The organism is Bacillus sp. EB106-06-01-XG163, assembly GCF_058791615.1.
Window position 1 is genome coordinate 92,676 of the sequence record NZ_JBYTDS010000004.1, and the last position, 12,402, is coordinate 105,077.

Consider the following 12,402-nt stretch of genomic DNA (forward strand, 5'->3'; position numbering starts at 1 on the left):
CTGCGACATAACAGCAGGCTGGCGGATTTTTTGTTCTGTATAAAATTTTCCGAAAATTTAATTGATTACCGCCTCTTAATCATATATAATCTGATAAAAATAGTAGGATTATTCAGGAGGCACACAGATGACTGTAAGCATTGTGTTTATGGGTTTCTTTGTCGGAATGCTTGTCGGATTGACGGGTGTGGGAGGAGCGGCGCTCTTGACTCCTTTACTGATCGTTTTGGGGATCAACCCCTCAATCGCCGTCGGCACTGACCTTTTATATAACTCCATCACCAAACTGTTCGGTGTCGTTTCTCATTGGAAGCAGCGCACCGTTCAATTTAAACTTGTCGGTTACTTGGCGCTCGGAAGCATTCCCAGCGCAACAGCCGCCATCGGTGTTCTTCACTTGTTTCCCGCTTTTCACCAGCATCAGGAGCAGATTATCAAACAGGCGCTCGGCTACGTACTGACCCTTGTCGCCATTTCCATTATCGCCCGCCTTTTTTTCGATAAAAAACTGCGGCCGAACCGCTGGCAGCAAAAAACGCTTGAAGAAAAGCGGACACTCATGATATTGATCGGCGTCATTTTCGGTTTCATCGTCGGCCTGACATCTATTGGATCCGGCTCATTATTTGCGATCGCCATGCTATACCTGTTCAGAATGAAAACGGCAGAAGTGGTGGGAACGGATATCGCACATGCCTTTCTGCTCGTAACTGTTGCCGGTCTGTTAAACGCAAGCTTCGGAAGCGTCGATTACCTGCTTGTATTGAATCTGTTGATCGGCTCTGTGCCGGGTGTGCTTCTCGGCAGCTTCTTTTCGCCGAAATTCTCACCGCGCCCCCTGCAGTTTGTGATGGCGGCGATTATTTTAATCAGCGGAATAAAACTAATATAAAAAAGGCGGTCTGTTGTCAGATCGCCTTTTCCCTTATAACGTCACACCGGACTTAAAGATTGCAAGCTCCCGAAAATCGTTTTTTTCGTTATTGACGAATTCTCCGCTTGCAACTTTAATAATGTATTGAATAAAATCTCTTACAATGTGATCTTCTGTTGTTTGGTCTTCCGCCAATCTGCCCGCGTTGTAATCAATCCAATGAGGCTTTGATTGAAATAAATCGGTATTTGTTGATACTTTCACAGTCGGGACAAATGTGCCGAACGGCGTGCCTCTTCCGGTTGTAAACAAAACGATGTGACAGCCCGCCGCGGCGAGCGCTGAAGAAGCGATTAAATCATTGCCGGGCGCACTGAGCAGTGTCAATCCCTTTGTTTTCAGTGTTTCACCGTATGTCAGCACATCAGAAACCGGTGCAAGACCGGCTTTTTGGGTGCAGCCGAGCGACTTGTCTTCGAGCGTTGAAATGCCGCCTTCCTTATTCCCAGGTGACGGGTTTTCATAAATCGGCTGCTCGTGCTTCATAAAATATTGCTTGAAATCATTGATCAATCGGACTGTTTTATGAAACACTTCTTCACTCGCCGCACGCTGCATGAGAATCGTCTCAGCGCCGAACATCTCAGGCACCTCCGTTAAGACCGTGCTCCCTCCCTGTGCAATCAAGTAATCTGAAAATCTCCCTAATAAAGGGTTTGCGGTGATGCCGGAAAAACCGTCCGACCCGCCGCATTTCAATCCGATGCTCAATTCTGACAGCGGAATCTCCTCACGTTTATCTCCCTTTGCCGCAAGGTGTATCTCTTTAAGAAGCGCAGTACCCGCTTCAATTTCATCTGTGACAGCTTGTGATTCGAGAAATTTCACCCGATCTCCATTCACTTCAGAAAGCGTTTCCCTAATCGCCGCCAGCTCATTATTTTCACAGCCGAGCCCTAAAACCAGCACACCGCCCGCATTTGGATGACGGATGGCGTTCATCAGCATTTGTTTCGTATTCTCATGATCATCGCCAAGCTGGGAGCAGCCGTATTGGTGCTTTAAAACCAGCACATTGTCAAAGGGCGCAATGTCTTTCGCCTCTTTTACGAAGCGCTGCAGGATTTTCTCAGCGACGCCGTTAACGCAGCCGACTGTAGGCACGATCCACAGTTCATTCCGGACGCCGGATGTACCGTTTTCTCTTCTGTAGCCTTTAAATGTCCGGTTCTCATTTGTAAAAGGATTGTCCTCGAAGCGCGGTGAATACGTGTATTCTTGCACATCGGATAAATTCGTTTGCAGATTATGGGTATGAATATGCTCGCCGGCCGAAATCCGCCTTGTCGCACGCCCGATTGAAAAACCGTATTTAATGATGCTGCCGTTTTCTTCAATGGTTTGCAGCGCGATTTTATGCCCCCGCTTTACAGGGTCCTTCACTTCAATCGTCAGTCCGTCTGTATGCAGCCGCTCCCCTTTGTTAAAATGGCGCATGGCGAGAAGCACGTTATCGTTTTTATGGATTTTTATGACCTCTTTCATTTCACTTCCCCCTTTTTGCCGCAGCATTCATGTATCGCCTGCTTCATACCCCGCTCATGAATGACAGACAGAAAAAAAGCCGTTCGTTCAGTCAGCCCCGGAAGATGGTTCAGATTCTTTCCCCACAACCGGTCTTCTCCTAATATGGCAGACGCCGCTTGAAACATATCATCTTTGCAACAGGACCGCGCCATTTGAAAACGGTTAAGAACCTCCTCGCAGTCAGCCGGTTTGTTCGGTCCGTTCCAGTATGAATAGATCATGGCGCTGAACGAAAATACCAGCTTCTCAGGTAGCCGGCCCTCCTGTTCGATATAAGCCTTCAGCGTCGGCAGGTTTCTTGTTTTGAATTTCGCGGCGGCGTTAAGGGTAATGCTTTGCAGATAATGGTGGATATAAGGGTTTTTAAACCGCTGTAACACATCTGCCGCGTATTGGGTGACATCCTCCATTTGCAGCACAGGGAGGATTTCTTCATTGATCAGCTCTTCAATGAATCTGCCCGTCAACTCGTGCTCAGCCGCTTCCCGGACGGTTTGCAGTCCGTATAGTAAAGCCACTGGCGCCAATGCCGTGTGAGCGCCGTTTAAGATTCTCACCTTTTTTGTCCTGTAAGACGTAAGGTCAGACGTGATCAGTGCGTTCAGCCCGGCCTCAGCAAAAGGAAGCTCATTCTGAAGCTGTTCCGGCCCTTCTATCACCCACAAATAATAATGCTCACCAACCACAAGCAGACGGTCTTCGTATCCGAGAAAATCGGTAAGTTCTTCCGCGGTATCAACAGGAAATCCGGGAACAATCCGATCCACGAGGGTATTGCAGAAGATGTTCGCGTCATGAATCCATTGAGTAAAACCAGGTTCCAGCTCCCACAGCCCGGCATATTGAAGCACGGCCGCCTTCAGTTTCCGTCCGTTTTCTTCGACCAGTTCACATGGAAGCACAATACACCCTTTCTCGGCGTCACCCGCAAATGCCTTATAGCGGAAATAAAGGAACGCCGCTAATTTCCCGGGGAATGTTTTTTGAGGTCTATCCTCAAGCCGGTCGCCTTTCTCAAACGTAATTCCCGCTTCTGTCGTATTGGAAATGATAAAACGAAGCTCCTCTTGTGCTGCCAGCCGTTTAAAGGAATCATAGTCAGAAAAAAGATCAATGCCGCGGCTGATGGATTTGACGATCATGTGTTCTTCAGCCGGTTTTCCGTCCTTTATCCCCTGCAAAAAAAGCGTAAATAAACCGTCCTGCTCGTTTAAACGTTTTATTTTCTCAGAGCCTCTCGGCTGTACGGCGACAACGCTTCCGTTAAAATCCGTCAATTGATTCAATTGATCGATCTGCCAGTCAGCGAAAGCCCGCAAAAAGTTGCCTTCACCGAACTGAAGGACTTTTTCAGGATATTGAATGTATTCGCCGCACATCTTTTTATTCAGCTGCTGCAAGCTGTCCGCCTCCTTCTGTATTTATGCACACGTTAACATTTCTCCGTGTGAAAACCCGGATATTCAGACGGGCCGTTATGTGAGTTTTTTAATGGAATCTCTTATCATCACCTCGGTGTTTTCATATATTTTTTCCGCCGCCGTATCCGGGTCGGCGATTAGCGCCAAAATCTTCTCTGCGCCGAGTATGCTGATGTTTTCAACCGGGCGTTTTACTGTCGAAAGCCTCGGCGTCATGTATTGGGAAATGCCGATGTCATCAAACCCGATAACAGATATATCTTCCGGAACGTTCAGGCCTTTGGCGAAAATGGCATTCATCGCCCCGATCGCCATATCATCGTTTGAACAAAAAACAGCCGTAGGCGGTGATTGAAGCGCCAAGAGTTTTTCCATCGCCTGACTGCCGCTTTCCATATCATAGCGGCCTTTTACACTGTATTCATGCTTAATCGGGATAGAATGATCAATTAAAGATGTCAAATAGCCTTCTTTCCGCTGAGAAGTTGACCTGAATCCTTCCTTTCCCTCAATGATCGCGATATCTCTGTGTCCGTTTGCGATCAGGCAGTCGACCGCCTGTCTGGAGCCTTCTTTATCGTTTGACAGGATATTCGTGATGCTCCGGTCATCAATGTCCCGGTTCAGCACGACAAGCGGGATGTTTTTCTCGCGGATATGATAAATAAATGAATTATCACTGTCGCTTTGGCTCATTAAAATGATTCCGTCATATCTCATGGGCGTAATGGTTTCAAAGCTTTTCAGGTCGTCAATCGCGCGGACGAACAAATTGTATTCCTCACTGATTGTTCGGTTTACACCTTTGATGGTATCGGAAAAAAAGCTGTGTGAGGTTCCGTTTGTGATGCTTGTAAAAAACAGCCCGATCGTATGGGACTTTTGCATGGCAAGGCTTTTTGCATTTACATTCGGTGTGTAATTCAGCTGTGAAGCGAGCTCTAATATTTTCTGTTTTGTATGCTCTTTAATGTAGGGGCTGCCGTTAAGTGCCCGGGATACGGTTGTGTGGGATACGTTGGCGAGTTTTGCGATATCTTTTATGGTTACCATCGTTTTTCCTTTCTTTCTGTATGCTGTCATTTATTTCTATTGTACCATTAACGGACAGTCCATAAAATCACTAAAGTTAAGGTTTTGCATGATGTAAGTCCTGAACGAGCTCGGCATGCTGCCGGTCCGTCAGCTTATACATCAAACCGATAATCAGCATGGCGCACGCTAAAGCGAAAGCCGGGTACAGCAGCAGAAGCCCTTTAATCCCGATCAGCGTGCCTTTTGTCTGAGATGCATTCGGGATATAGCCGATAACGCTCAGCCCGATGCCTGAAAGAAAACCTGATAAAGATTGGGCGAGTTTTCTGGAGAAGTTGAAAAGCGAATATGTCGTCGCCTCCTTCCGTTCACCCGTCTTCCATTCCCCGTAATCAATAATGTCCGACACAAGCGCCCACGTAATGCCGTTTGGTATGCTGATCCCGATAAAAGCAATGCTCGCTAACGCCGTAAAGATATATACATTTGACGGCAGACAGAAATTCAGCGCATCAGCCGCGGCGCTGACGGCAAAACCGATCATCACCGTTTGCTTTTTTCCGAAACGTTTGACGAGTTTCGGCATAAACAAAACACCTAAAAATGAAGAACCGATGATGATAAAACTCATGTAGGACATCAGCTCCGCATTGTTGAGATTGTACTGGGCGAAGTAAACAAGCATAGCGGATTTAATGTTATATGCCGATATTGAGAAAATCGTCATGAAAACGACGGTCAGAAGCGGTTTGTTGCCGATAAAGCATTTGAAAACCGACATGACGGACAGCTTTTCTTTCGGCGCTTCACGGACGATAATTCTTTCTTTGCAGTTTCGGTAGCAGATCATAAATCCCGCGATTCCGATTACGGCCATCATTCCCATGACTGCCGGGTAGCCGATGTGAACGTTATCAAAATGAACAAGAATCGGGATGACGATGACACTTGTAATGAGCAGCGCGCCGAGGGAGCCTATCTGGCGGAATGCGGAAAGCGCCGTTCTGTCCTCCGCATCCTGTGTAATGGCCGCGCCGAGAGAGCCGTACGGAATATTGACGAAAGAATAAGCGCCCCCCCACAGCATGTAAGAAGCATAGGCGTACACAAGCTTCCAGGTGACGCTCACGTCCGGTGACACAAAAATCAATACGGTCATGACCGCAAGAATAATACTTCCGAATAATAAGTACGGCCTGAATTTCCCCCGGGGTCCGATCTTTTTTCTGTAGTCAATGGCCGAGCCGACAATCGGATCAGTCAAAGCCGCAAACAGCTTGCTGACCAAAAAAATACTGCCGGCGAACGCTGCCGGAATGCCTGCGACATCTGTGAAAAACTTCAGCAAATAGATCTGCCCGAGATCAAACATAAATCCGTTCCCAAAATCTCCAAAACCATAGGATACTTTTTCTTTCAGACTCAGCTTATGCTCCTTCACTTTTGCGGCAGGTGCTGTCACGACAGGCACATTACTCATAGGCCACCTCTTTCATTCCATTTTTTAAAAGCGGAAATATTCCTCAGCATTCCGGTAACAAATCCCCTCGACAATCTTTCCTAAAAGCTCCATATCGTAAGGCGCTTCGCCTTGTTCCGCCCAGCCGCCGATCAGCGTGCAGACAAGCCGCCTGAAGTATTCATGGCGGGGATAGGACAGGAAACTTCTTGAATCCGTCAGCATCCCGATAAAACGGCTGAACAGGCCTGTGTTTGATAACGCTTTCATTTGCTGGAGCATTCCATCTTTCGTGTCATTGAACCACCAGGCTGTGCCGAATTGAATTTTCCCCGGTGTTTTCCCATCCTGAAAGCTGTTGATCATGCTGGCGATAATATAGTTGTCATTCGGATTCAAAGAATACAAAATCGTTTTAGGCAATTGCCGCTTTTTTTCGGCGGAATCTAACAGCCGGGCAAGCGGTTTTGCGATACGTTCATCATTAATTGAGTCATATCCCGTATCAGGACCGAGGCTGCTGAACTTATTTGTATTGGTATTTCTTAACGCGTTAATATGGAACTGCATCGCCCAGTCCAGTTCGGCGTAAAGACCGCAAAGATATTGCAGTGTCCGTGTTCTGAATTTCTTTTCATCTTCAAAAGACACATGCTCTCCGCTTAATCCGGCTGCAAAAATCCGGGCCGCTTCCTCTTCGGTCGTCTCGGCATAAACCATTTGATCTAACGCATGATCCGACACTCTTCCCCCGGCATTGTGAAAAAAGCGGACGCGGGATTCTAACGCATCTAAATACGATTGGTAGGTGGTGACAGCCATTCCGGAAGCGCTCTCCAGCGAACGGACCCAATCGGCAAAACCCGGGCTGCTGATGTCCAGTCCTTTGTCAGGCCGAAATCCGGGCAGCACTTGAACCGGAAAATCACTTTCTTTCAACAGTTCGTGGTATGTCAGCGCATCGGCAGGATCGTCGGTTGTGCAAATGACTTTGACATTTGATTTCAGAATGAGATCCCTTGCGCCAAACCCGTCTCCCTGCAGGAGCTCATTCGTTTTTTTCCAAATTGCCGCGGCCGTTTTTTCATTCAATACGTCATAAATGCCGAACCAGCGCTGCAGCTCTAAATGCGTCCAGCTGTACAGCGGATTGCCTATCGCCATCGGCACCGTTTTTGCCCAGGCGAAAAACTTCTCTTCATCTGAAGCGTTTCCGGTAATGCAGCGCTCTTCAATGCCGTTGGCCCTCATGATCCGCCACTTGTAGTGGTCACCGTAAAGCCATGCCTCCGTAATCGTTGCGAAGGTTTTATTTTCATAGATTTCCTTTGGGCTTAAGTGACAGTGATAATCAATGATCGGCATGTTTTCGGCGTATTCCCTGTACAGCTTTACGGCCGTTGTACTATCCAGTAAAAAATCATCACCCATAAAAGCTTTCACACTTTCATCCTCCCTCTTAAAAATGTTAACGTTAACAAAATGATTCTTTTTTATTTTAGCTTCCTCTTTCTCACATATCAATCATTTTTATTTTATTTTTCAGAAAATTGTATCCGTTAACATTTTCATACAAAAAAAAAGACACTGCCGAGAAAGTCCGGCAATGTCTTCTGTGTGATCTTAAGGATTAGTAAGCGAGGCTGAATAATCCTTTGATATGTGTTAAATAACGTACGTTACTTGCTTCTTTCATTAAAGATGCCGGAAGACCTTTCAGCGGAGTAGAGTTCGCTCCGATGATGGCAACCGCGTCTTTACGTCCGAGGCTTGCAAGCGTACCAGAGTTTACAGGCTTGAATGTTTCAAGCGTTTTTCCTTCTAAGTAAGCGAACAGGTTGTAACCCACAAGTTCACCCATCTGCCAAGCGATTTGCGCTGTCGGCGGGTACGGACGGCCGTCCGGCGCAAAGTATACAGCGCTGTCTCCGACAACGAATACATCTTCATGAGAAGTAGATTGTAAGAAATCGTTAACCGTCGCACGTCCGCGGTTCACTTCAAGGCCGGATTCGCCGACTAACGGGTTGCCTTGTACGCCGCCTGTCCATACAAATGTGTTGGCAACGACTTTTGAACCGTCTTTCAGATCAATAACGTTTCCTTCAACATTTGTAACAGGAAGACCTGTTAAGAACTCAACGCCGCGTTTTTCAAGACTTTTTGTCGCGCGTTCGATAAGGTCATCAGGAAGAACAGGAAGAATTTTCGGACCTGCTTCTACTAATTTCAGTTTGATTGCTTTCGGATCTACGCCGTATTTTTTCGTAAGGTTCGGCATGATGTCAGCAAGCTCACCGACAAGCTCGACGCCTGTTAAGCCGCCGCCGCCGATAAGGATCGTTGCATCAGCTTCGTTTTTCGTTTTAGCGTATTCACGCACACGGTCTTCCACGTGTTTGTATACTTTGTTGGCATCAGCAGCAGATTTCAGCACCATGCTGTTTTCTTCGAGTCCAGGAATGCCGAAATAAGCCGTAACAGAACCAAGTCCGACAACAAGCGCGTCATAAGTCAGCTTAGAACCGTCAGAAAGGGCAACTTCTTTCTTATCAACTGAGAAAGAATTGACTTCTGCGATTTTAATGTCGACGTCTTTTCCTTTCAGAAGTTTTTCAAGCGGCATAGCAACAGCCTGTTCAGACACGTTGCCCGCTGCAAGGCGGTGCAGTTCCGTAATGATTTGGTGAGTCGGGTATTTGTTCACAACGGTTACGCGTGCTTCATCTTTACTGTAATGTTTGCGAACGGTTAAAGCAGAAAGAACTCCGCCGTAACCAGCGCCTAAAATGACAATATGTTTTGACATCGTATATCCTCCGTCCTTTATATCAATTTGAATCTGAGATTATTTTTGTTTTTCGTTCATGATTTCAAGATAGCTGTTAGCAAAACGGAACAGCTTTTGAGCTTGAGGATCTTTCAGCATGCGCAGCAGGCCGAAAAGTCCGATCGTTTCATTGCTTGCATCCGCGCGGTCTTTTGCTTCGATCGCAGTAGCCGCCACTTCTTTCGCTGTTTCTTTCACCGGCTCAAGAATTTCTGTAAGCGCACCCACTGTATCGCTCTTCAATACTTCGTCTGTCGCTACAGACTGTGCAAAATCATAAGACTTCGTTAAAATATTTACTAACTCAGTCAGTTTTGGAAGCTGATCCACTAAAACAGTCAGTGATTCTTGAACTTCAGGTTTTAGCAGCTGATCAATAAGATCGCGTTGGCCTTGGCTGACAGATGCATTTGTTTGATCGATTGTTTCTGGCATATCCGATTCTCCTTTACTATAAGCAGTATGCTGATTTTTTTGGAAAGGGTAGCCTTTCCCCCTTCATGCAGAAAAGCATGAAAAAGCAAGATTGTGAATTCATGCACAATCATTTACAAAAATAAATGTTTACTACCCAGTTTTTCACTTTGCCATATCCAGTATTATTTTTATATCAACAAAAACAATTGAATAAGTCAAAATTTCTTTTTCCTCTCTGAAAATAGCAAACATAAAAAACCCCAATTTGATTTACTCTTATATAATAACACTTTTTGAACAAAATTTGAACGTGAATTGTTTCGTTTATGAAATTATTTATATGGCGGGGGTGTAATAACGTTTCTTTTAGGCTATTTTTTTACAGACCATCCGCTTTTCCCCTGTCATTTTTCCCACAATTTTAATAGCGGGCCCGTTTTTCCCGTAAAGGGGTCGCATTCCGGGAGCGGGACACGGCTGATTTCTTCTGAAGTTCTATCATTTTTCTCCGTTTTTGTATCGTACTGCCGGCCGCCCGGATAAGCCCCGATCACGGTAAAATCAGAACTGCCCGACAGTTTTTTATGTCCGGTGCCGGCCGGAATGACCGCTGCGTCTCCCGTTTGAAGAACGGCGTCCGCTCCTTGTTCCCCGCCGAACCTCAAAACCGCGTTTCCTTTTACCGCGACAAGAACTTCGTGCGTGGTGCTGTGAAAATGGTGATACGGAAATACTCCGCCCGTCCAGCTGTTCGACCAATCGTGCCGGCGGAGGACGGACTCTGCTTTCTGTACCGTTTCTTCATTAAATACCGCGTTATAAATAACAAGCGGAAGATTCGGGTTATTCGGAATGCGGCCGTCATCTTCAAAATAAAGCACTTGAATATCCTCTTTCTGCATTGTTTTCACCTCCGTATATGTCTGTTTCCCATTCATCATTTGTTAAAACGCTATTTTCTTATATTCCATTGCGAAGCCTGCCGGTGAATAGTATAGTATAAAAAAATATGTGTCAAAATGAGGGATTTAATGAAAGCCATCGTGATCGGAATATTGGCATCTCTGTTTTTTGCAGTCACCTTTATTTTAAACAGGGCGATGGAGCTTTCCGGCGGAAGCTGGATGTGGAGCTCTTCCCTGCGTTTTCTTTTTATGGTTCCGTTTTTATTTTTGATCGTTTATGCGAAAGGAAAATGGGCGCCGCTCTGGCATGAAATCCGGAAAAAACCGTTTTTTTGGCTGAAGTGGAGTTTTACCGGGTTCGTGCTTTTTTATGCCCCGATTACGTTTGCGGCGGCATATGGGCCGGGCTGGCTGATCGCCGGCACGTGGCAGATTACAATTGTCGCGGGTGTGCTTCTGTCGCCGTTTTTCTACGAAACAAAAAATTCACCGGCGGGCCCGGTTTCCGTCAGACAAAAGATCCCGCTGATTTCGCTGGTTACTTCCGTCATCATCCTGATCGGAGCCGGTCTGATTCAGCTTCAGCATGCGGGTTCTCTGTCCGGCCGCACGATACTATTCAGCGTGGTGCCGGTCGTCATCGCCGCTTTTGCCTATCCGCTCGGCAACCGCAAAATGCTGGAACAATACGGCGGAAAACTCGATACGTTTCAGCGGGTGCTCGGCATGACGCTCGCAAGCCTTCCGTTTTGGCTTTTGATCGCCGCTTTCGGCTGGCATAGAGACGGGCTTCCGTCAATGGGACAGACATTCCAATCCTTTATCGTCGCACTCAGCTCTGGCGTTATCGCAACAGTATTATTTTTCCGCGCCACTGATATGGTGAGGAATGAGCCGCAGAAGCTCGCTGCTGTTGAAGCGACGCAGTCCGGAGAGGTTCTTTTTGCACTGATCGGCGAAATCGTCTTTTTATCCGCGGCGTTTCCGTCACTTCTTTCATTTGCCGGACTGTTCATTATTATTGCGGGAATGGTCATGCATACATTCGCTTCCCGGCAGACAGACCAGAAAACGGCTGAGCAAACGTCAGCCAATCTCACCGGTTCCTGATTTTTTTACGAAAGGTGTCCTCCTGTATGAAAGAAGAAATTCCGGCAATATCTTTTCTGTCAGCCGGCAAACGCTTTGAACAAAACAATACGTCCTTTGATGTCCTAAGCCGTGTAACCGGACATATTCAAAAAGGTTCTATCACGGCGTTGATAGGGCCTTCCGGCGCGGGAAAAAGCACATTGCTGTCACTGTGCAATCTGATGAATACACCTGATGAAGGGGAAGTGCTTGTATTCGGAAAAGAAATAAGACACTGGGACATCAGAGAGCTCAGAAAAACCGCGGGCCTTGCATTTCAATCAGCTCCCGCCCTCGAGGGAACGGTGCGGGACAACCTTCTGCTCGCAGAAAAACTCCACGGAGCACAGCACTATACGCCTGAAGAGCTCGCAGATTTTACAGACCTTCCGCGCGGGCTTCTGGATCGAAATGCAAAAGAATTATCCGGAGGGCAGCGGCAGAAGCTCTCATTAGCGCGAACTCTCGCCGGACTGCCGTCCATCCTGCTGCTGGATGAAATCACCTCGGCGCTGGACCCGTCATCCGTTCTCATCATTGAGAAACTGATTACGAAACTCCATCGGCAAAAACAGCTGACGGTCCTGTGGATCACCCATAACCTTGAACAAGCGGAACGATTATCCGATACGGTATGGTTTATGGCTGAGGGTCGGCTTTTAGAGACCGCGGAAACGAAAACGTTCTTTAAGGAACCGAAACACGAAAAGGCCCGGGCGCTTTTACAAGGGAGCGGGTGCTGA

At 46.9% G+C, this 12,402-nt stretch carries 11 protein-coding genes; 3 read left to right on the forward strand and 8 right to left on the reverse strand.

The window, feature by feature from the left end:
* Positions 1 to 127 precede the first annotated feature (127 nt).
* Positions 128 to 892: a sulfite exporter TauE/SafE family protein gene (locus AC3WTF_RS06350; protein ID WP_047935633.1), complete on the forward strand. Its 765-nt coding sequence runs from the start codon at positions 128 to 130 to the stop codon at positions 890 to 892.
* 33 nt (positions 893 to 925) lie between these two features.
* Here the strand turns inward: AC3WTF_RS06350 and AC3WTF_RS06355 are convergent, their stop codons facing one another.
* The 8 genes from AC3WTF_RS06355 to AC3WTF_RS06390 form a co-directional block, all read right to left on the reverse strand.
* Positions 926 to 2,419, reverse strand: coding sequence for a UxaA family hydrolase (locus tag AC3WTF_RS06355; RefSeq protein ID WP_039062935.1), 1,494 nt, complete (start codon positions 2,417 to 2,419; stop codon positions 926 to 928).
* Entirely contained in the window at positions 2,416 to 3,861 is a 1,446-nt protein-coding gene (locus AC3WTF_RS06360; protein WP_047935632.1) for a tagaturonate reductase, read from the reverse strand. The genes AC3WTF_RS06355 and AC3WTF_RS06360 overlap by 4 nt, the downstream gene beginning before the upstream one ends.
* A gap of 75 nt (positions 3,862 to 3,936) precedes the next feature.
* Entirely contained in the window at positions 3,937 to 4,935 is a 999-nt protein-coding gene (locus AC3WTF_RS06365; RefSeq protein ID WP_007407297.1) for a LacI family DNA-binding transcriptional regulator, read from the reverse strand.
* A 76-nt stretch (positions 4,936 to 5,011) separates the two neighbouring features.
* Complete coding sequence (locus tag AC3WTF_RS06370; protein WP_326254382.1) at positions 5,012 to 6,397, reverse strand: MFS transporter; 1,386 nt, start codon at positions 6,395 to 6,397, stop codon at positions 5,012 to 5,014.
* A gap of 24 nt (positions 6,398 to 6,421) precedes the next feature.
* Positions 6,422 to 7,819: a glucuronate isomerase gene (gene uxaC, locus AC3WTF_RS06375; RefSeq protein ID WP_129004086.1), complete on the reverse strand. Its 1,398-nt coding sequence runs from the start codon at positions 7,817 to 7,819 to the stop codon at positions 6,422 to 6,424.
* A gap of 187 nt (positions 7,820 to 8,006) precedes the next feature.
* Positions 8,007 to 9,185 carry an NAD(P)/FAD-dependent oxidoreductase gene (locus tag AC3WTF_RS06380; RefSeq protein WP_012117352.1) on the reverse strand — a complete coding sequence of 393 codons (1,179 nt, stop codon included), beginning with the start codon at positions 9,183 to 9,185 and terminating at the stop codon, positions 8,007 to 8,009.
* Positions 9,186 to 9,224: 39 nt separating this feature from the next.
* The gene (locus AC3WTF_RS06385) at positions 9,225 to 9,641 is read right to left on the reverse strand and encodes a DUF1641 domain-containing protein (protein WP_003154908.1); all 417 of its coding nucleotides are present in this window, start codon (positions 9,639 to 9,641) and stop codon (positions 9,225 to 9,227) included.
* Between the two features lie 386 nt (positions 9,642 to 10,027).
* Positions 10,028 to 10,525: a cupin domain-containing protein gene (locus AC3WTF_RS06390; protein WP_129004084.1), complete on the reverse strand. Its 498-nt coding sequence runs from the start codon at positions 10,523 to 10,525 to the stop codon at positions 10,028 to 10,030.
* Between the two features lie 129 nt (positions 10,526 to 10,654).
* On the opposite strand from AC3WTF_RS06390, the gene AC3WTF_RS06395 reads away from it, so the two are divergent.
* Together AC3WTF_RS06395 and AC3WTF_RS06400 are read left to right on the forward strand one after the other, a co-directional pair.
* Positions 10,655 to 11,638, forward strand: a complete 984-nt coding sequence (locus AC3WTF_RS06395; protein WP_033574552.1) for a DMT family transporter — start codon at positions 10,655 to 10,657, stop codon at positions 11,636 to 11,638.
* Positions 11,639 to 11,664: 26 nt separating this feature from the next.
* A complete protein-coding gene (locus AC3WTF_RS06400; RefSeq protein WP_007407304.1) occupies positions 11,665 to 12,402 on the forward strand; it encodes an ABC transporter ATP-binding protein in 738 nt (245 codons plus the stop codon).